Below are 20228 nucleotides of genomic sequence, written 5' to 3'. Positions count from 1 at the left end.
ATTCTCCACCAACGCCATGCGACTCTCACGAACACGTGGCCCGCACCTACCTTCACGCCGATGATAGTCTGCCTTGTCCAGTATTGGCCTGCGGGCTCCTCAGGGGCCAAGACTTCCCATGTCGCGGATTGGGGCCGTCGAGCCAGCCAACCAAATTCGGAGGATGCAAAAACTCTTATCAGGTAGCGTTCCATCCGCGCCCCGGAAGCGCCCCTCCGGCGGCATTGCCGTGGGTCAGTTCGTAGACCAGCGGGTATTCACTGACCAGCGCACGGTCCATCACGACGTTGATACCGGCCGCCTCGGCGCGCGCGGCTGCGGCTTCATCGCGCACGCCAAGCTGGCCCCAGATCGCGATCGGCATTTTCGGCAAGCGCAACACATCCTCGACCACTTCGGCTAGATGCTCGGCGCGGCGAAACACGTCAACCAGATCGACCGTTTCGGGAATATCCGCCAATCGGGCATGGACAACCTGGCCCAAAATTCTCTCACCGGCGTGATCCGGATTGACCGGAAAAACATGATAGCCTTTACCAAGAAGAAAGCCGGTCACCCAATGGCTGGGCCGGCTATCCCGGACCGAGGCGCCGACGACCGCAACCGTTCGAACGCGCCCCAGAATCTGAGCAATATAGGCATTGGAATAGCTGTCGTGCGCCATGAAGTCCTCCTCCCGGTCAAGCCGGATGAATGCCCCAGCCTTCGCTCCAGCAACAGCTATATAAGACCCATCTTAAATGAAGATGAAGGTAAAGCGGCAAATGCTGTGCTTTTGTCGCAAGCGCGTCTGGCACGCCTAGTCCGGCAGGACCACGTGCCCATGCTCGTCCATCGGGAAGAAGGGATTGTGGGCGACTTCCCACAAGTGACCGTCCGGATCGGCAAAATAGCCTGAATAGCCACCCCAGGCTACTTTTTGCGGCGCCTTGACCAACCTGGCACCGCAGGAGACCGCGAACTTGATCACCGCATCGACGCCTGTCGGGCTCGAGACATTATGCGCGAGCGTGACACCGGAGAAGCCCGGCGACGATTGATCGACGCCGGCGTCCCTGGCCAGAGCCTCACGGCCGAAAAGTGCCAATACAGTCCCCTTCATCTGAATAAAGGTTACTTCGTCCTGGGAGACGGAAGATTTCTTCCAGCCCAGCCGCTCATAGAAGGCGGTGCTTGAGGCGACGTCAGCTACGCCGAGCGTGATGATTGATACGCGCCTCTCAAGCGACATGCCTAGCCCTCACAATTAGGAGTAAAACCACTTTTGTTCACGCTATGAAATCCGTTCGTTCACGTCAATATCAGCATCACCTCATGATTGCATTGACGTAAAATACAATCATTTTAGGGTGAAGCTAACACTCTTGCGCGCGATTTGATCCCGATATTCAGCCGAGAGCGCCACGAGGATTACTCACCCGTCCAGGTCGGATGCCTTTTTTCCAAGAAAGCCCCGATGCCTTCCGCCGCATCGCGCGCCAGCATGTTCTCCACCATGACGCGGGCGGCGTAGCCATAGGCCTCCTCGAGGGGCATATCGACCTGACGATAGAAGGCCTCTTTGCCGATCTTCAGCGTCAGCGGTGATTTTGATGCGATATTGGACGCATATTTATCGACAACCTGGGTCAGATACTGCTTCGGCACAATACGGTTGACGAGGCCGAAGTCCTTCGCCGTCGAGGCGTCTATGACTTCACCGGTCAAGAGCATTTCCATCGCCTGCTTGCGATGGGCGGCGCGACTGACCGCCACCATGGGCGTTGAGCAAAACAGCCCGATGTTGACCCCGGGCGTGCAGAAGGTGGAGGTGTCGGTACAGATTGCCAGATCGCAGGAAGCGACGAGCTGACAACCGGCCGCAGTCGCCAACCCGTCGACTTCGGCGATCACGGGCTTCGACAAGCGGGTGATCTGGAGCATAAGGTGGGAGCAGAGACGTAAGGTCTTCTCGAAGAAGGCGCGACCACGGTCCGGGTCCCCCCGGTGCGAGGTCATCTCCTTCAGGTCATGACCGGCGGAGAACAGCTTACCCGCAGAAGCCAACACGACAACGCGAACGTCAGGATCCTCCTCGGCCTTGGCAAGTTTTGCCACTAGCGCCTCCATCAGCGCGATGGACAGAGCATTGGCCGGCGGATTGGCAAGCGTGAGGCGCAATACGCCATGGTCGAGCGACGACAGCATCGGCCCCCTGTTCAACGAAACGACTTCCGCCATCACCCATCTCCCTTGGCGTTTGCACTCGGCTCAAAGCCTGCCATAAAACGGGCACGCTTTGAAAGCCCATTCCAACAGAGATGTCGCCATGCAGCCGATCATGACCGCCGCCGAAATAAATGCCTTCCTCGATACGGATTTCCCGCAGATCCACACGGATGGGCGGGTTTTCCATGTAGCCGAGGTGACGGCCGGGCGTGTCACGATGACCTTCGATCCGGCCGAGCGACACTTGCGCCCCGGAGGCACGGTCTCTGGTCCGGCCATGTTCACGCTCGCCGACGTCGCAGCCTATGCTGCCGTTCTGGCCCATATCGGCCCCGTTGCGCTCGCCTTCACGACCAACCTCAACATCAATTTTCTGCGCTTGCCGAAGGCGCAACTGATACGTTGCGAATGTCGCGTCCTGAAGCTCGGGAAGCGCCTCGCGGTCGTCGACGCCCTCCTTTTGCAGGGCGACAGCGATGATCCGGTCGCCCAGGCGACCGCGACCTATTCCATTCCGCCCCGTTGACGAGAAGGCCTCTCCACCCGAAATCCTACCTGCCACGATGTTTTGGGGCTTCAAAATTGAGGTAAAATAACACCACACATCTATCTGCTTGTTTTTAAACTATATTTCGCAAAGAATGCAAATAGCGCCGATCTTGACCCTGCAAGGGGCTCGCCTTATACAGCAGCCAGTCTGCGACTTTCGGGTCAGCATTCTATTTCAGGCGCTCCGGTGCATGAAACAAAGCAACAAGAAACGCTCAGCAGGCTTCGTGCCAGCCGGGTCCCAAACGGAAAGTATCCCCCATGTCTACCTTCGTTCAGAAGCCTGCAGAGGTGGAGAAGAAGTGGATCATCATCGACGCCGAAGGCCTCGTTGTTGGTCGCCTCGCCTCCCTCATCGCCATGCGCCTGCGTGGCAAGCATAAGGCCACCTACACCCCCCACGTTGACGACGGCGACAATGTCATCGTCATCAATGCCGAGAAGGTCGTCTTCACCGGCAAGAAGTATTCCGACAAGAAGTACTACTGGCACACCGGTTATCCGGGCGGCATCAAGGAGCGCACCGCACGCGCCATCATCGAAGGCCGCTTCCCAGAGCGCGTCCTCGAGAAGGCCATCGAGCGCATGATCCCGCGCGGCCCGCTCGGCCGTCGCCAGATGAAGAACCTGCGCGTCTACGCCGGTTCCAACCATCCCCATGAAGCCCAGCAGCCCGTCGCTCTCGACGTGGCATCGCTGAACAGCAAGAACGTAAGGAGCGCCTGATAATGGCTGACCTCTCTTCCCTGAAGGATCTCGGCACGGTAGCTCCGGAAGCTTCTGCTCCGGTTCACGTCCGCAAGGTCGACGCCCAAGGCCGCTCCTATGCGACCGGCAAGCGCAAGAACGCCATCGCCCGCGTATGGGTCAAGCCGGGCTCCGGCAAGATCACGATCAACGGCCGTGACTTCAGCACCTACTTCGCCCGTCCGGTCCTGCAGATGATCCTGCAGCAGCCGCTTGTTGCTGCTGCCCGTACAGGTCAGTTCGACATCGTCGCGACCGTTGTCGGCGGCGGCCTTTCCGGCCAGGCCGGCGCTGTGCGCCACGGCGTTTCCAAGGCCCTCACCTACTTCGAGCCGGGCCTTCGCGGCGTCTTGAAGAAGGGTGGCTTCCTGACCCGCGACTCGCGTGTCGTTGAACGTAAGAAGTACGGTAAGGCCAAGGCCCGTCGTTCGTTCCAGTTCTCGAAGCGTTAATCGCTTCCGGTTTCCGGAATTTTGCAAAAGGCGGGGCTTCGGCGTCGCCTTTTTTTTATTTCAGGGCGCATGCCAAGCCACACGGCCAATTTGTGATGCCGACTTTCCACACACATGCGCTTCTGGCTGTCCGTCAGTCACTGCTCCCCCAGAAATGCCTTCGTGAACACATCGCGAGTATGTAAATTAACACGGCTGCATTGTCGCAGCTGACTGCGGATTCGAGAGGGGTGCGATGAACGCTGTATTGAAGATTCTTGGCGTGGTCGGCGCACTGAGCCTCGGAGCGGCCAACGCCCAGGCCGCAGACCCGGCGGCGGAGATAGCCACAGCCTACGACTGGAGCGGGGTTTACCTTGGCGGCGTCGGCTCCTACGGGTTCGGTAAGGACGACTGGTCGATTGACGGACATTACGACCTCGACGGCGCGGATTTCGGTGGCGGCGTCATCGGCTACAACCACCAACTCGGAAATTTCGTCGTCGGCGCTGAATTGGTCGGCCAATTCGGTCATATGCAAGAGAGCGGCTGGCCGGACTACACCTATGAAGCCCTCGTCGACGTCAAGGTGCGGGCGGGCTATGCCGCTGACCGCGCGCTGTTCTATGTTTCGGGCGGCTACAGCTTCGCGCGCTTCGATGAAGATGGTGATGCGTTTGACCTGCACGGCTACAATATCGGCGGCGGTATTGACTTTGCCCTGACTGAGAATGTGGTGCTCGGTGCCGAATACACTTTCCGCAGCCTCAATGGCGATGCTGCATCTAACCAGGACATGGACGGCAAGGTCTCGACCATCGCGGCAAAGCTGACCTACAAGTTCTGACCGTCGCGTCCAAGACGTACCGAATCCGTGAAACGCAAGTTCCGCGGTTTCGCGTTTATCGACCGCACAGCTGTCTATCCCTTCCTCCCATCGCAAAAACCTCTGGCAATCGACCGTCCCGACCGTAATATTGCGCCGCAACACCGGCAGTCCTAGCCGCAGGGGAGACCATTCCATGGCCGAGAAGACCATCGACCACGCCATCACAGCAACCGACCTCAAATCGACCGCGACCGATCCGACCCATGCCGGCGTGCTTTCCTTCATGCGCCGCCGCTACACCAAGTCGCTCGAAGGCGTCGACGCCGTGGTCTGGGGCATTCCGTTCGATGCGGCAACGTCCAACCGTCCCGGCGCCCGCTTCGGACCGCAGGCGATCCGGCGCGCCTCGGCGATCTTCGACAACGACCCGCAATATCCCTTCCAGCGCGATCTTTTCGCCGACATGGCGGTCATCGACTACGGCGATTGCCTGCTCGACTACGGCAACCACTGGCAGACTCCGGAGACCATTGAGACCGAGGCGACCAGGATCCTGGCGGACGCAGACTTTCTGCTGACGCTCGGTGGGGATCACTTCGTAACCTGGCCGCTGCTGAAGGCCCATGTTGCCAAACATGGACCGCTGGCCCTCGTCCAGTTCGACGCCCACCAAGACACTTGGTTCGATGATGGCAAGCGCATCGACCACGGCTCGTTCGTCGGCCGAGCCGTTCGCGAAGGCCTGATCGATCCGGATCGCTCGATCCAGATCGGCATCCGCACTCACGCGCCTGACGATTGCGGTATCCGCATCGTCTACGGCCATGAAGTCGAGGAGATGCGACCAGGCGACATCTCTTCCCTGATCGTCAGCCATACCGGTGGCATGCCGGTCTATCTCACCTTCGACATCGACTGCCTCGACCCGGCATTTGCGCCCGGCACCGGCACGCCGGTCGCAGGCGGCCCATCGAGCGCCAAGATCCTTTCGGTGTTGCGCGGGCTTCAACAACTCGACATTCGCGGCGCCGACGTGGTTGAGGTCGCGCCAGCCTACGACCATGCCGACATCACCGCCATTGCCGGAGCAACGGTCGCGATGTATATGCTGGGCCTCAACGCCGAGCGTCTGGCGCGTCGACGTTGAGATATTGTTTCACACGTTTGACAATCCGATTCCGGAAATTGACCCAAGCTCCTGACAGGAGAGGATAAAATGGCAGCAAAGATCTTCATCGACGGCGAACACGGCACCACGGGATTGCAGATCCGCACCCGCATGGCCGACCGCCGCGACGTCGAACTGTTGTCGATTCCGGAAGCGGAGCGGCGCAATGCGGCGCTGCGCGAGGACATGTTGAACAGCGCCGACATTGCCATTCTCTGCCTTCCAGACGCAGCGTCGATCGAAGCCGTCGCCATGGTTTCCGGCAACAACAAGGTGCGGATTATCGACACCTCGACCGCATTTCGCGTCGCGCCGGATTGGGCCTATGGCTTTGCCGAAATGGACAGGGCGCAGACTGACAAGATCCGTTCCTCCCGTTTTGTTGCCAATCCCGGTTGCTATCCCACGGGCGCCATCGGCCTCATCCGGCCACTGCGGGCCGCCGGCATCCTGCCGGACGGCTACCCCGTCACGGTCAACGCGATCTCGGGCTACACCGGCGGTGGCAAGCAGCTGATCGCACAGATGGAAGACAAGAGCCATCCGGACCATCTCGGCGCCAACAATTTCCTCTATGGCCTGAACTTGAAGCACAAGCATGTGCCGGAAATGACGATCCACGGACAGCTCGACCGCGCACCACTGTTTGCGCCTTCCGTCGGACGCTTCCCGCAGGGCATGATCGTGCAGGTGCCGCTCTTCCTCGAAGACCTCGCCAGCGGATACCAGACCGTCGAGAACGTGCATGCGGCGCTCGTCGCCCATTATGCAGGCCAGTCGATCGTCCATGTCGTGCCGATGGAGGAGAGCGCCAAGCTGGCGCGTTTGGATGCCGAGGAACTGGTCGGACAGGACACGATGAAACTCTACGTATTCGGCACGCCGGGCGGTGCGCATGTCAACTTGGTCGCCGTGCTCGACAACCTCGGCAAGGGCGCCTCGGGTGCTGCCGTACAAAATATGGATCTGATGCTCTCGGCGTGAAGTTGCCGGCCGGCATAGCAACGACGAGAAGGAGTCCACGATGCTCGACCATGTCGGTCTTTCCGTTTCAGACTATGCAAACTCGAAGGCCTTCTACGACGCCGTGATGCCTTCGATCGGCGCCGAATGTGTGATGGCGATGACCGCTGAGGAAACCGGCGGCACCTATGAGGGTTCCGGTTATGGCCTTGCCGGCAAGCCCTCCTTCTGGATCGGCTCCGGCGACCACAGCAAGGGACAAGTCCACATCGCCTTCACCGCGCCGAGCCGAGCGGCGGTAGACGCGTTCTATGCAGCGGCAATTGCGGCAGGAGCACGGGATAATGGCGGTCCGGGACTGCGGCCGCACTATCATCCAGACTACTACGCGGCCTTCGTGCTCGACCCGGACGGCCATAACATCGAGGCGGTCTGCCACACGCCGGAGTAAGCCGTCGAGAGGGATCGCTCCCGCTGTTCGCCATTCCCCCAATACAAGCAGGGTTGACGTTCGACAATGTCGAACGGTTCGTTGCTGGGACAGCGGATCGTCATGCCCCTGCTGGCGCGCTATATCTGTTTGAGAAACAGATGAGGCACGATATGAACAGCGAACGTTTTCCGGTCTATTTCATCCCTCACGGCGGCGGCCCTTGGCCATTCATGGATTTTCCGGTAGGTCCGGACGGCAAGAAGCCGTGGGCGGATCTCGCGGAATTCCTGAAAGCCTTGCCGGCAGGCGTCGGTCGCCGACCGAAAGCCATCCTGATCGTCTCGGGTCATTGGCACAACGAACCGGTTCCGACGGTGAGCACCGCCACCCATCCAGGCATGCTTTACGACTATTCCGGCTTCCCGCCAGAGACCTACCAGTTGTCCTATCCGGCTCCGGGAGCGCCGGCAGTCGCCCGGCGGGCCAAGCAGTTACTCGAGGTGGCCGGCATTCCCGCCGCCGAGAACGAGAGGCGCGGATTTGACCACGGCGTCTTCGTACCGCTGATGGTGGCCTATCCGGATGCCGATGTGCCGATCGTAATGATGTCGCTCAAGAACACACTCGACGTCGAAAGCCATGTGGCAATCGGCAAGGCGCTCGAACCGTTACGCGACGAGGGAATCCTGATTCTCGCCTCCGGCATGAGCTATCACAACATGCGAATGTTCTTCCACGACACGCCCGAGCACCGGCAGCAGGCGGTGCGCTTCGACGACTGGCTGAGCGCAGCGGTAGCGATCAAGGATCCAGACGAGCGGGCGGAACGGCTCGCCCTATGGGAAAAGAACCCCGACGCGCAGGCCTGCCATGTGCCTGACCATGACCATCTCGTTCCCTTGTTCGTGGCAGCGGGCGCGGCGGGCGACGACGCTGGCCAGCATGTCTTCCGCGGAGAATTCCGCGGAAAGCCCTATTCTGGGTACCGGTTCGGCTGAGCCTGAGGTTCAGTCACGCTCCACGACCAACACTTCCGGCGGATAGGCACCAAGAAAACCACGCCAATGGGCGACGGCAAAGCCGAGCACGATCAGCGCCCCGCCCTGATGGGCGAGCGCCACGTGTAGGGGCACCTGCAAGACAAGGGTGGTGATGCCAAGCCCGGCCTGAATTGTGATCAGCAAGAAAAGAACGACACTGCGGCGGGCGTGGGTGGTCGCTGGCGCCTGCCGCAGGCACTGGATCATGTGCCACAGCGCCACAGTAAACAGCACATAGGCACCCAGGCGATGGACGAGTTGTACCGTCTTCGGGTTCTCGAACAGATTAAGCCAGGCCGGGCTCTGCACGAAAAGATCGCCGGGCACCAGCGCCCCGTCCATTAACGGCCAGGTATTGTAGGACAGACCCGCGTCCAGACCGGCAACGAGGGCACCGAGGTAGATCTGGAAGAGAACGAGAAACGCCAGGGCTGCGGCCCAGCGGCGCGCCGTCTGCGACGGCACGGGATCATGGCTGTGCGGGGCAAGCGCCCGCATGATCCACATGCAACCGCTGAAGATCAGGCATGCGATAACGAGATGGGTGGCCAGCCGATACTGGCTGACATCAACCCGCTCGGCCAAGCCGGACGACACCATCCACCAGCCAATGAAGCCTTGAAAACCACCCAGTGCCAGAAGACCGAGCAAGGGCAACTTGACGCGCCGCTCGACGCGCCCGGACAGCCAGAAATACAGGAGTGGCAAGGCGAAGACGAGACCAATGCTGCGCGCCAGCAAGCGGTGAGCCCACTCCCACCAGAAAATCCCCTTGAACTCTTCGACCGTCATGCCCTTGTTGATCTGCTCATACTCGGGAATGCGCTGATAGAGGGCGAACTCCTCTTCCCATTCCGTGGCCGAAAGAGGCGGAATGACACCGTGTATCGGCTTCCATTCGGTGATCGACAGGCCGGAATCGGTCAGACGCGTCGCCCCGCCCAGCAGCACGAGACAGAAGAGTGTGAGAAGTACGACGCCCAGCCAGATGCGGATTGCCCGGCGATTGCCCTCAAGGCGGTCGACCTGCAGGCGTACGGCTGTTTCGTCGGCGGACATTGCACTTGTCATTCGTCAATCCTCGTTTCGGCTGTTGATTTGCATGACATGGCCGTGCAAAACAAGCCCGGAAAGAAGCGGCAAGCGGTCGCGCCCAATCTCGGGCGCAGCCGCCGTATCGCGAACAGGAAGATAGACGATGCCTCTCAGGTTGCGCAAATTCATCGGCACCATCCTCATCATCTTTCTTGTTCTGCTATACGCGATTCTCGCCGTGTCGATTGCCTCCGCCTATCTCGGCACGTCGCCCTGGTGGGTACACTTCCTCTACTTCCTCCTATCGGGCCTTCTTTGGGTCCTGCCGGCCATGGCGATCATCAAGTGGATGGCAGGTCCGGTCCAGAAGTAGCAGCACTTCCGGTACCATCGGCTGCACGCATTAACCCGCCGATAACCGCATCCTGAGAGAATTCCTCAAGGTAGTGCCTGAGCGAACCGTTTTTTCCCTCTGTCTTCACTAGAGTGAGCTCACCATTTTGTTCACCGGAGAAGCACTCGTGCAGGTATCGCAGCTGGACTTTGACAGCGTCAGGAGAATGTCGGAAGCCAATGTCGGGCGGAAATACCTGTGAGCCCGAGGGAGGGCTGCATGGCCAAGGCCGAGGATCTGGTTATCCACTTGTTCGAGCGCATGGAGCCGCTAGAAGCCGACTGGCGTAAGCTGGAGACCGACAATACAAACTCTCTGCACCAAGCTTATGATTGGTGCGCGGCCTGGGCAAAGACCCACCACAACCCGCTGGCGATCGTCCTCGGCCGTCGCAATGGCGAGGTTGCCTTTATCCTGCCGCTTGAAATCCTCAGACACGGCATGGTGAAGAACGCGCAGTTCATCGCGGCGCGATTTAACAACATCAACAGCGGACTGTTCTCCGCAGCCTTTCGGGCGAATGCGGGCATGGCTGAGGCGGAACAGATCAACCGCGCGCTCATCACGCTGCTCCGCGGCAAGGCGGATCTCGTCAATCTGACCAACATTCCGTTCGAATGGCGCGGCGAACGTCATCCCCTTTCCCCCCTGCCCGCGATTGAGAACCAGAACCATGCCTTCCAGTTGCCGCTGCTGGCCGATTTCGAGCAGACCATAGGTCAGTTGAACGCCAAGCGGCGGCGCAAGAAGTTTCGTAATCAGTGTCGCAAGCTCGATGCGGCTGGCGGTTTCGACCACATCATCGCCAACGCCACGACAGAAAAAAACGCGCTGCTCAATACCTTCTTCGAGCAGAAGGCAATCCGCTTCAAAGCTCTTGGCCTCCCGAACGTTTTCCACGCGCCCGAGACACAGGCGTTCTTTCGCCTTCTGCTCGACGTCCATGGCAGCGGCCACAACACGCCGCTTGAGTTGCACGCCATCCGGCTGAAAGGTGAATTCGACGGCAGGATCGCGGCAATTGCCGGATTGTCGCGTAAGGGCGACCATGTCATCTGCCAGTTCTGCTCGATCGACGAAAGCGTTATGGCCGATGCAAGTCCGGGCGAACTGCTGTTCTGGTTGATGATAGAGCGTGCCTGCAAGGAAGGGGCGGCTCTCTTCGACTTCGGCGTCGGGGACCAGAGCTACAAGCGTAGCTGGTGCACGCTGGAGACAATACAGCACGACATCCTGCTGCCGATCAGCATCATCGGCCGGCTGGCCCGACTGGCTCAGCGCGGTGTGACCCGGGCCAAAGTCGCGATCAAGAGTAATCCGAAGCTCTATGCCGCCGTCCAGCGACTGAGGGCGCGCGTCGACGAATTACCGCGCGCTTCCGGCGCGGACGATTGATCAGGCTGCGCTTCGATTGAGCGCCTTGTGGATGTTCGGTGCTCCGCCGCACATCAGAACCAGATCGACATAGCCGACCTTTTCGAAAGCGGCCATGATCTCCACCAGATCCTGCTCATCCGGCCTCGGCACGGAGAGAATGACCTCATGTGCACCGCTGTGGCTCAGTCGCGAGACGCTCTCGGCATTCGCGGGTCCACACTCCACCAGCACCAAGTCGTAGGCGTCCGCCAGCGCTTCGGCAGTCGCTGAGAAGCGATAAGCGCCACGCATTGCCTGACGAACGTCGGAATTGCCCTGCGGAATCACGTCTGCGCCCGACAACCGATCGGGATGGATGACCTCCGAGACTCCGGCCTCACCGCACAGGAGATCGGTGATGCCGGGAAGATCCTTGCCCGCCGCCATCAGCCTGGTCGGGCAAGCAGAACCTGTCATGTCGATCAGCACGACCTTGCGTCCACGCGCGTCAAGCTCACGGGCGAGCATCACGGACGCTGTGGATCCATCGTCGCCCGAGGGCGATACGGCAAAGGCGATACGCGCACCCGAATCGATCAGGTAGGCGGCAACCGACTCGATCGAGAACTCATCGTCGTCCTCGTCCACTTCGGGTTCTGCCTCCGGCACCAGTATCAGGCCCTCTTCCATGGACGCGGCCAGTTCTTCATCCGGTTCGACGGCAAGCAGACTCGCCGGAACTACATTACCGGCCGCGACCGCCCCGCGCCCTGGGGATGAAACCGGAACGAAACCGTCGCTCTTCGCCTGTGGCTCGCGACGGTTGCCCGGTTCGGGTCTTGCGGGCCCCAAACCCGGATCGACCGGGCGCAGGGCCCGACCACTGAAAAGCTCGGACAGCATGACGATAACCGCGCTCAGGATCAGTGTCGCCAGTGCCGCGACGACCGTGATCGGCACGACCTTTGGGAAGCTCGCCTCGCGCGGTTCGACAGCCTTGGATATGACGCGTGCGTCCGCCGGGCTAGCCCCCTTGTCAAGCCGGGTTGTCGCTTCACGGTATCGCGCAAGATAGGTTTCGAGCAGTTGCCGCTGAGCCGTCGCTTCGCGCTCCAGCGCCTTCAAGCCAACCTCGTCGTTACCGGCTCGCGCCGTGTCGGCCTTCACCGTGTTCAACTGCTGGATCAACTGCGTCTCGCGGGCCCGCGCGACATTGGCTTCATTTTCGAGGCCACTCGCGATCTTCGCGGATTCGGCGGTAATTTGATCGTGAATGCCGGCCAACTGCGCGCGCAAAGCCTTCATCTGCGGATGACCATCGAGCAGGGTCGTCGACAGGTCTGCTATCCTGCTGCGGATCTCCGACTCACTCGCCTTCAGCCGCTGGATGGATTCGTTACCGGTGATGGCCACCAGCGTATCTGTCGATTTCCCGGCCTTCAGCGCGTTGCGGACATTCTCGGCCTTTGCTTCGGCATCTGCACGTTCACCGCGGACACGCGCCAGTTCGGCAGAAATATCACTCAACTGCTGGGAGGAAAAATTGGTTGTCTCGTTGATCGGCATGAGGTCGGCAGAGGCGCGGTATTCCGCCACCTTTCCTTCAGCCTCCTTCACCTTCTCGCGCAGATTAGCGATCTCCGGTTCCAGCCAGCGCGCTGCCTGCGAATTGCTGTCGAGTTTCGCGCCGCTCTGCAGGGAGCGATAAACGGTGGCGATTGCATTGGGAATCTCGGCGGCAAGCTTCGGATCCTTGGAGGTAAACTGGATACCGATGACTCGCGACTTCTCCACCTGGTAGACCTGCAGATTCTCCTGGAACGTCTTGAGCACCCTCTCCTCGGGCGCCATGTCAAGCGGGTTTTCCTTCAACCCCAGCATGACAAGAAGATCAGACAGGGCCGAGGGACTGGTATCGGGATCGAACTCCCTGAGCTTATAGAGCTTGAGATCGCGCGCCACCTGCTTGATGAGATCGACCGATTGTAGAATCTGGACCTGACTGGCGATGTTGAGTTCGTCGGAAAGCTGCTCCGTGGGCGCCTGCACGTTCGTCTGCGTCGTGTAAATCGGCTCACGTGGTTCGATCAAAATGCGCGTTTCGGCGCTATACTGTGGCGAAATCATGCTGGCGCCCACGAAAGCCAGGGCGCCGACAAGCGCCGTCGCGGCAAGGATACGCGCCTTGCGATTCCATACAGCGCGAAACAGCTGCGAGAGATCGATATCCACATCCTGCTGATCGTTGCTCACGCTCGACATACTTAACTCCCGGTACAGTTCTCACGAGACCGTAAAGGATCATGGTAACCCAAGCGTTAATTGCAATAAATGACCCAATTGCTTGCCCACCTCATCGGAGCCACCGAAAGATCAAGGGTCGGCATGGCCCTTTACCGCCCGTTAACCTTACTTGAACGATAACAAGGGCTATCGAAGCTTGCATCGGGAGCGCGTTGGCGCATGTTATCGGCTGGTATCAGGGGAATAATGTTGCTTTTTGTCGTGGCTATTGCCGCGGCCCTGAGCGGCTGTGCGACCTACCGGCCGGCGCCGGAAGTCTTTCATGAAGCGACGATTCAGCCGTACCGCCTCGATAGCGGCGACCGGCTGCGCATCACTGTGTTCGAGCAGCAGAACCTGAGCAACACCTATACCGTCGACCAGGCCGGCTATATCGCCTTCCCGCTGGTCGGCCAGGTGGCCGCGCGCGGAACCACGGTCCCGCAGCTTGAGGGGGCCATTGCCCGCAAATTGAAGCAAGGTTATCTGCGCGATCCGGATGTCACCGTCGAGATCGACCGCTATCGTTCTATCTTCGTCATGGGTGAAGTCGGGCAACCAGGTCAATATTCCTACGTTCCGGGCATGACCGTGATGAACGCCATTGCGGCCTCCGGCGGCTTCTCGACCCGTGCCAACCAGCGCGACGTCGATGTCACCCGCAATGTCAACGGGAACATCATGACAGGCCGCGTGCCGATCACCGATCCGATCCTCGGCGGAGACACAATTTACGTCCGCGAACGGCTGTTCTGATCCATGCAGGATGAGTCGCCACTTCGCATCCTCCATTGCTTCCGCTCGCCGGTAGGCGGCATTTTCCGCCACGTGCGGGACCTCGCCGAGCAGCACAGCCGAGCCGGCCACCAAGTCGGATTCCTATGCGACAGCATGACCGGCAGCGCCCATGAAGACCGACTGTTCGAACAGATCACCCCCTATCTGTCGCTTGGCCTTCACCGTACGCCGATCGCTCGGTCAGTTGGCTTTGGGGACGCCTTGGCACTCTACAAAAGTTTCGAGAAAATCAAAAGTTTGCGGCCGGATGTCCTGCACGGTCACGGCGCCAAGGGCGGCGTCGTGGCGCGTATCATCGGCTCAGCCTTGCGGGCGAAAAGGTATCGCGTTGCCCGCATCTATTCCCCTCACGGAGGCAGTCTGCATTTTAGCCGGTCCTCCCTGTCCGGTTGCGGCGTCTTTGCCGCCGAGCGCTTGCTCGAGCATTTGACGGACGCGATCGTCTTCGTCTGCGACTTTGAGCGCCAGACCTATGAGGCAAAGATCGGCGTACCGCGCTGCGCCCAGAGGATGATCTATAACGGCATCAATGACCGAGACTTTGTTGCGATTCCAACCCGTTCGGACAGCGTCCATTTCATCTATGTCGGCATGCTGCGCGACCTGAAAGGACCGGACGTTTTCATCGAGGCCTTTGCCCGCACCGAGCGCAAGGTGGGACACCCCTTGAGCGCATTGATCATCGGCGACGGGCCGGACCATGACCGGTACAGGGACATGATCGAACAACGCGGCTTCGGACGCCGCATCGCGCTCCTCCCTGCGATGCCGGTGAAGGAAGCCTTTGCCATGTCTAGTATTGTCGTCGTTCCGTCCCGCGCCGAGGCTATGCCCTACATCGTGCTGGAGGCGCTTGCGGCCGGAAAATCGGTGATCGCCACACGGGTCGGAGGAATTCCCGAGGTTCTCGGTGCCAACAGCGATGCGCTGGTCGAGCCCGGCGATGCCGAGGACCTGGCAAACGTCATGGCGCGGGCCGTTACCGCGCCTGACTGGCATGGCGCGACCATGCCAGATCGCCAGGCCTTCAAGACCAAGTTTTCCGCCTCAGCCATGGCGGATCAGACGTTGACCGTCTATCGGGAGCACCTGACGCCGCATTGAGCGACAGAAGCGGCGTTCGCCCCACAGCTTATTCAGCCGCCTTCGCCTCGACCCGTTCAACCCGCCTCAACGGCGCATAGTCGTCCGGCGTCAGCGTTTCCCGCTCAAGCAAAAGTTTCGCTCCGGTCTCCAGCTCCTCCATGCGCTGTTCCAACGCTTGCTTGGCCGCGACATAGGCCTCGGCGATCATCTTGCGGACAGCCAGGTCAACCTCTCGTGCCGTCGCCTCGGAATAGTCCTTCGGCCGTGTGCGGAACTGGCCCTCGTCCAGCCATTGCTGGCGTTGTGGCTCAAGCACAGCCTGACCGACTGAAGGGTCCATGCCGAAACGGGTGACGATCTCGCGGGCGATGTCCGTCACCTTCGCCAGGTCATCGGCAGCGCCTGTGGAGATCTCGCCGAACACCAGATCCTCGGCGGCGCGCCCGGCAAGCAACACGACCATACGGTCTTTCAACTCGCCCGATGTGATCAGGAAGCGATCCTCTGTCGGCCGCTGCAAGGTGTAGCCGAGCGCGCCGATCGAACGGGGGATGATCGACACCTTCTGCACCGGATCCGCCGACGGCAGCCCGGCGGCCACAAGCGCATGACCCATTTCGTGATAAGCGACGCGGTGGCGCTCTTCGACATTGAGGATACGGCTGCGGCGTTCCGCACCCGCAATGATGCGCTCGACGGCCGCGACGAAATCCTGCATCGCCACCTCTGTCGCTTTACGACGGGTGGCAAGGATCGCTGCCTCGTTGATCAGGTTGGCGAGGTCGGCGCCGGTGAAGCCGGGGGTAAGCCCCGCGATCTCGTCTAAACTCACGCCCGGCGCGATGGTCACGTTCTTCACGTGGACCTTGAGGATGGCCGCCCTGCCCTTACGGTCCGGTCGGTCGATGATCACTTGACGGTCGAAGCGACCGGCGCGCGTCAAAGCGGCATCAAGGACCTCGGGACGGTTGGTGGCGGCCAGCAATACGATACCGACACGCGGATCGAAGCCGTCGAGTTCAGCCAGCAGCTGGTTGAGCGTCTGTTCTTTCTCGTCGTTGCCGCCGAAGCCACCGAATGAATTTCGCGCGCGGCCAAGCGCATCGAGTTCATCGATGAAGATAATGCAAGGGGCCGCCTGACGCGCCTGTTGAAACAGATCGCGGACGCGGGCGGCGCCGACGCCGACAAACATCTCGACGAATTCCGATCCTGAGATCGAAAAGAAGGGAACGCCTGCCTCACCGGCGACGGCCCGCGCCATCAACGTCTTCCCCGTGCCGGGGGGGCCTACCAACAGGATACCCTTCGGAATACGGGCGCCGAGCCGGCCGTAGAGGTCCTTGTCTTTGAGAAAGGAGACGATTTCCTGCAACTCGGCTTCCGCCTCGTCGATGCCTGCGACGTCGTCGAAGGTCACGCCGGTCTGGCGCTCCACGTAAATCTTGGCGCGCGACTTGCCGATATTGATCAGTCCGCCCATGCCTTGGCGGTCGGCAAAACCGCGAAAAAAGAATGACCAAAGGGCGAAGAACACGATGATGGGCAACACCCAGGAAAGCACCGAGGTCAGCCAGTTGCTGTCGCTTGCGCCGGTGATCTTGACGCCCGCCTTCTCGAACAGGGCGGCGAACGCGGGATCGACCCGGTTGGCGATGAAATACTTGCGTCCATCGACCGGATCCTTGAATTCCCCCTGGACCTTGCTCTCCGTCAGGGTCACCGAAGCGATACGCCCTTCGTCGACCATCCGCATCATGTCGCTGTAGCTGAGCTGAGCATAATCGCGATAGCCGATCCACGCCTGGAAGGCTATCAACATGGCAAAAGCGAAAAAGAAATAGCTGAAGTTAAAGACGTGTTTTTTTTCCATAGGCATGTATCCTGTTGCGCACCAACCAGCTGACAAAGCCGCTCCTCAACCCGATCCGTCTCACGCTTTCGTGATCCCTGTCAAACTAAGACGAATTCCGGCGCCTGCGTATTTGTGCCAAATTGGATCAATCTTGGCCCCCAGTCGGGCTTCCGACATCTCATTCTCAAACGTTTCTTAGCAAGTCGCGGTTATCCTCCCGCGTCAATGAGCGGAATATGGTAATGAAGCAGACGCAAAAGCCCGAACAATTCGATATCGATGCCTTGCGCCGCAAAGTCTCGGAGAGCCTAGACCCTATCACGGCGGCCGCGCCTGGCACCAGGGAAGAAGCTGAGATCAATCCGCTGGCGAAGCAGATCGCCAAGCAGTTTCGCGACGAAAACTACTCGCCGACGATCATCACCGGTCAACTGCGCCTGCTGGAATTCGCCGGTCTGTTCGTTCTTGGGCTTGCCATACACTACTTCCTGTTCGACAATTCAGTGACGCGCACCCTTATCGACCTCATGATCGCCCTGACGGGGTCCATCCTCGCTGTGCTGTTCAACCAAATAGCCGACAGCTATCAGATTTCGGCCCTGCGCGCCCCACTTCGTGCGCTGCCACGCACTATCGGCAGTTGGACTGTGGCGGCAGCCCTGGTCACTCTCGCTCTCTTCATCTTTCGTCCGGGCGGCCTCGATTTTCGCGACTGGCTGGTGACTTGGTATGGTTGCGGCCTTGCCTTTCTCTTCATCGAACGCAACCTCGTCGGCTTCGGTATTCGCCGCTGGGCACGCAACGGTATTATGGAGCGCCGCGCCGTGGTGGTCGGCGGTGGCAAACCGGCAAAGGACCTGATTCGCGCACTGGAACAGCAACCGGAGAACGACATCCGCATCTGTGGCATTTTCGATGATCGGGGTTCGACCCGCTCGCCGGACGTCGTGGCCGGCTATCCCAAGCTAGGGACGTTCGCCGAACTGGTCGAGTTCGCCCGCCTTGCGCATATCGACATGCTGATCATTTCGCTACCGCTCTCGGCCGAGGCCCGAATCCTACAGCTATTGAGGATGCTTTGGGTGCTGCCGGTCGACATCCGGCTTGCGGCACATTCAAACAGCTTGCGTTTTCGCCCACGCTCTTATTCGCATATCGGCGCTGTACCGATGCTGGACATTCTCGACCGTCCGATCCGGGACTGGGATTCGGTTGCCAAGCGCGGCTTCGACATCTTTTTTAGTCTCGTCGCGCTACTGCTACTCTGGCCAGTCTTCATCGGTGCGGCGATCGCCGTCAAGGCGACCTCCAAAGGCCCGATTTTCTTCGTCCAGAAGCGGCACGGCTTCAATAACGAGGTCATCAACGTATTGAAGTTCCGCTCGATGTACACCGAGATGAGCGATCCCACTGCGCGGCTTGCCGTCACCAAGGGGGACCCGCGCGTCACCCCGGTCGGGCGCTTCCTCCGCAAGTCTTCGATCGACGAACTGCCGCAGATATTCAACGTCTTGCGTGGCGATCTCTCCCTGGTCGGCCCGCGCCCGCATGCGGTTCAGGCCCAGACTCATGATCGGCTCTACGGGGAAGTCGTCGAAGGCTATTTTGCCCGCCACCGGGTCAAACCCGGCGTGACCGGCTGGGCCCAGATCAACGGCTGGCGCGGCGAGATCGATAGTGATGACAAGATCAAGTTCCGCACGGCATACGACCTCTACTATATCGAAAACTGGTCACTGCTGTTCGATCTGAAGATCCTGTTCCTCACGCCGTTCCGCCTGCTTAATACGGAGAACGCCTATTGAGCACGATCGGCGCCCACTCGACAGTGCCATTCAAGCCGCAACTCGCGGTTCTGACGCTGCTCGGCTCGGCCTTGGTCGCCTGCGGCGTCTTCCTCTCCGGCTTCGTCATCTCAGAACCCGCCCCCTATGAACTGCTTATGGTCGTTCAGGTCGCGGTTTGGTTTCTGCTCGGGCTGAAGATCTCTCGCGCAGTCGCGCCACTTCTCGCTCTCCTGCTCACGTTCAACGTCGGCGGCATCTTATCCCTCACGATGATGCAGGATCTCGACACCGGGCCGATGTATCTGGCGGTATCGCTCTTTCTCGCGCTCACCGCGGTATTCTACGCCGCAATCATCGAGGATCGCCATGAGCGGTTACGGCTGATATTCCAGGCATGGGTAGCCGCCGCGATCATCACCGCCCTTCTCGGCATCCTCGGCTATTTCCACGCCTTCCCCGGCGCGGAGGCTTTCACCCTTTATGATCGCGCCAAGGGTGCATTCCAGGACCCGAACGTCTTCGGTCCGTTCCTGATCTCCCCCGCCCTCTATCTGATGCATGGCCTTTTGACCGGAAAGCTGTTCGTAGCGCCGTTCAGGGTGGCAGGCCTCCTCGTCATCGCGCTCGGCGTCTTCCTTTCCTTTTCCCGCGCAGCCTGGGCCTTGTTTTTGTTTTCTTCCGTAGCCCTCGTATTCATAATGCTCCTGAAGGAGCGTACCGGCGCTTTTCGACTGAAAATTCTGCTCCTTTCGCTGACCGCCATCGTGGTCCTCGTCGTGGTTGTCGTAATCGCTCTGCAATTCGAACAGGTCCGCAGTCTGTTTCTCGATCGCACGACCCTGGCCAAGGACTATGACAGTGGCCATCTCGGCCGGTTCGCCCGCCACCGCCTCGGCTTTTTGATGATGATGGAGCGCCCGCTTGGTATCGGGCCAATGGTCTTCAGCAAAAGGCTCTTTCCCGAGGACGAACACAATATCTGGCTTAAATCGCTGACCACCTACGGCTGGCTCGGCTTCGTCTGCTACATAACAATGATGGCCTGGACACTTTCGATCGGCTTCCGATACCTGCTGCGAAACCGTCCATGGCAACCCTATCTGATGATCGCCTGGATCGTCATCATCGGCCACATGATCATCGGCAATGTCATCGACACTGATCACTGGCGCCACTTCTATATGCTGCTCGGCATCATCTGGGGCTGCGGCGCTCTCGAATGGCGCCACCAGCGGGCGCTTCGTCGCGCCGGCAGGCCGGGCTGAC

The 20228-nt window shown here is 60.1% G+C and carries 20 protein-coding genes; 14 read left to right on the top strand and 6 right to left on the bottom strand.

Annotation, left to right across the window (positions count from 1 at the left end):
* Nucleotides 1–178 precede the first annotated feature (178 nt).
* The 3 genes from RNA01_RS07850 to RNA01_RS07840 form a co-directional block, all read right to left on the bottom strand.
* Nucleotides 179–664 (bottom strand): CoA-binding protein, encoded by a 486-nt coding sequence (locus tag RNA01_RS07850; protein WP_147179408.1) that lies wholly within the window; start codon nucleotides 662–664, stop codon nucleotides 179–181.
* Between the two features lie 135 nt (nucleotides 665–799).
* Nucleotides 800–1231, bottom strand: coding sequence for a VOC family protein (locus RNA01_RS07845; RefSeq protein WP_147179407.1), 432 nt, complete (start codon nucleotides 1229–1231; stop codon nucleotides 800–802).
* A 179-nt stretch (nucleotides 1232–1410) separates the two neighbouring features.
* Nucleotides 1411–2220: an enoyl-CoA hydratase gene (locus RNA01_RS07840; RefSeq protein WP_147179406.1), complete on the bottom strand. Its 810-nt coding sequence runs from the start codon at nucleotides 2218–2220 to the stop codon at nucleotides 1411–1413.
* Nucleotides 2221–2308: 88 nt separating this feature from the next.
* On the opposite strand from RNA01_RS07840, the gene RNA01_RS07835 reads away from it, so the two are divergent.
* The 8 genes from RNA01_RS07835 (at nucleotide 2309) to RNA01_RS07800 (ending at nucleotide 8326) form a co-directional block, all read left to right on the top strand.
* Nucleotides 2309–2734, top strand: a complete 426-nt coding sequence (locus tag RNA01_RS07835) for a PaaI family thioesterase (RefSeq protein ID WP_147179405.1) — start codon at nucleotides 2309–2311, stop codon at nucleotides 2732–2734.
* Between the two features lie 284 nt (nucleotides 2735–3018).
* The gene (gene rplM / locus RNA01_RS07830) at nucleotides 3019–3483 is read left to right on the top strand and encodes a 50S ribosomal protein L13 (RefSeq protein WP_147179404.1); all 465 of its coding nucleotides are present in this window, start codon (nucleotides 3019–3021) and stop codon (nucleotides 3481–3483) included.
* A gap of 2 nt (nucleotides 3484–3485) precedes the next feature.
* The gene (gene rpsI, locus RNA01_RS07825) at nucleotides 3486–3956 is read left to right on the top strand and encodes a 30S ribosomal protein S9 (RefSeq protein WP_147179403.1); all 471 of its coding nucleotides are present in this window, start codon (nucleotides 3486–3488) and stop codon (nucleotides 3954–3956) included.
* A 235-nt stretch (nucleotides 3957–4191) separates the two neighbouring features.
* Entirely contained in the window at nucleotides 4192–4782 is a 591-nt protein-coding gene (locus RNA01_RS07820; RefSeq protein ID WP_147179402.1) for an outer membrane protein, read from the top strand.
* Nucleotides 4783–4957: 175 nt separating this feature from the next.
* The gene (speB, locus tag RNA01_RS07815) at nucleotides 4958–5911 is read left to right on the top strand and encodes an agmatinase (protein WP_147179401.1); all 954 of its coding nucleotides are present in this window, start codon (nucleotides 4958–4960) and stop codon (nucleotides 5909–5911) included.
* 69 nt (nucleotides 5912–5980) lie between these two features.
* Nucleotides 5981–6916, top strand: coding sequence for an N-acetyl-gamma-glutamyl-phosphate reductase (gene argC / locus RNA01_RS07810; RefSeq protein ID WP_147179400.1), 936 nt, complete (start codon nucleotides 5981–5983; stop codon nucleotides 6914–6916).
* Nucleotides 6917–6956: 40 nt separating this feature from the next.
* Nucleotides 6957–7346, top strand: a complete 390-nt coding sequence (locus RNA01_RS07805; RefSeq protein WP_147179399.1) for a VOC family protein — start codon at nucleotides 6957–6959, stop codon at nucleotides 7344–7346.
* 152 nt (nucleotides 7347–7498) lie between these two features.
* On the top strand, nucleotides 7499–8326 hold the full coding sequence (locus tag RNA01_RS07800) for a DODA-type extradiol aromatic ring-opening family dioxygenase (RefSeq protein WP_147179398.1): 828 nt from the start codon (nucleotides 7499–7501) through the stop codon (nucleotides 8324–8326).
* 9 nt (nucleotides 8327–8335) lie between these two features.
* Here RNA01_RS07800 and RNA01_RS07795 read toward each other — a convergent pair whose 3' ends face one another.
* Nucleotides 8336–9439 carry a COX15/CtaA family protein gene (locus RNA01_RS07795; RefSeq protein ID WP_147179397.1) on the bottom strand — a complete coding sequence of 368 codons (1104 nt, stop codon included), beginning with the start codon at nucleotides 9437–9439 and terminating at the stop codon, nucleotides 8336–8338.
* Nucleotides 9440–9566: 127 nt separating this feature from the next.
* On the opposite strand from RNA01_RS07795, the gene RNA01_RS07790 reads away from it, so the two are divergent.
* The gene (locus RNA01_RS07790; protein ID WP_147179396.1) at nucleotides 9567–9776 is read left to right on the top strand and encodes a DUF2842 domain-containing protein; all 210 of its coding nucleotides are present in this window, start codon (nucleotides 9567–9569) and stop codon (nucleotides 9774–9776) included.
* 240 nt (nucleotides 9777–10016) lie between these two features.
* On the top strand, nucleotides 10017–11192 hold the full coding sequence (locus RNA01_RS07785; protein WP_147179395.1) for a GNAT family N-acetyltransferase: 1176 nt from the start codon (nucleotides 10017–10019) through the stop codon (nucleotides 11190–11192).
* Here the strand turns inward: RNA01_RS07785 and RNA01_RS07780 are convergent, their stop codons facing one another.
* Nucleotides 11193–13415 (bottom strand): exopolysaccharide transport family protein, encoded by a 2223-nt coding sequence (locus RNA01_RS07780; RefSeq protein ID WP_147179394.1) that lies wholly within the window; start codon nucleotides 13413–13415, stop codon nucleotides 11193–11195.
* A gap of 201 nt (nucleotides 13416–13616) precedes the next feature.
* Here RNA01_RS07780 and RNA01_RS07775 point away from each other — a divergent pair, with 201 nt between their 5' ends.
* Both RNA01_RS07775 and RNA01_RS07770 read left to right on the top strand, forming a co-directional pair.
* The gene (locus tag RNA01_RS07775; RefSeq protein WP_147179393.1) at nucleotides 13617–14192 is read left to right on the top strand and encodes a polysaccharide biosynthesis/export family protein; all 576 of its coding nucleotides are present in this window, start codon (nucleotides 13617–13619) and stop codon (nucleotides 14190–14192) included.
* Between the two features lie 3 nt (nucleotides 14193–14195).
* Entirely contained in the window at nucleotides 14196–15338 is a 1143-nt protein-coding gene (locus RNA01_RS07770; RefSeq protein ID WP_147179392.1) for a glycosyltransferase family 4 protein, read from the top strand.
* Nucleotides 15339–15366: 28 nt separating this feature from the next.
* Here the strand turns inward: RNA01_RS07770 and ftsH are convergent, their stop codons facing one another.
* The gene (gene ftsH, locus RNA01_RS07765; protein WP_147179391.1) at nucleotides 15367–17193 is read right to left on the bottom strand and encodes an ATP-dependent zinc metalloprotease FtsH; all 1827 of its coding nucleotides are present in this window, start codon (nucleotides 17191–17193) and stop codon (nucleotides 15367–15369) included.
* A 224-nt stretch (nucleotides 17194–17417) separates the two neighbouring features.
* On the opposite strand from ftsH, the gene RNA01_RS07760 reads away from it, so the two are divergent.
* Together RNA01_RS07760 and RNA01_RS07755 are read left to right on the top strand one after the other, a co-directional pair.
* The gene (locus RNA01_RS07760; RefSeq protein ID WP_147179390.1) at nucleotides 17418–18980 is read left to right on the top strand and encodes an undecaprenyl-phosphate glucose phosphotransferase; all 1563 of its coding nucleotides are present in this window, start codon (nucleotides 17418–17420) and stop codon (nucleotides 18978–18980) included.
* A complete protein-coding gene (locus RNA01_RS07755; RefSeq protein WP_147179389.1) occupies nucleotides 18977–20227 on the top strand; it encodes an O-antigen ligase family protein in 1251 nt (416 codons plus the stop codon). Before RNA01_RS07760 ends, RNA01_RS07755 begins: the two co-directional genes overlap by 4 nt.
* Nucleotide 20228: the final 1 nt, after the last annotated feature.

This window comes from Paenirhizobium naphthalenivorans (genome assembly GCF_007992095.1).
Lineage (GTDB): Bacteria > Pseudomonadota > Alphaproteobacteria > Rhizobiales > Rhizobiaceae > Allorhizobium > Allorhizobium naphthalenivorans.
This window is presented reverse-complemented; position numbering and strand designations above follow the sequence as displayed.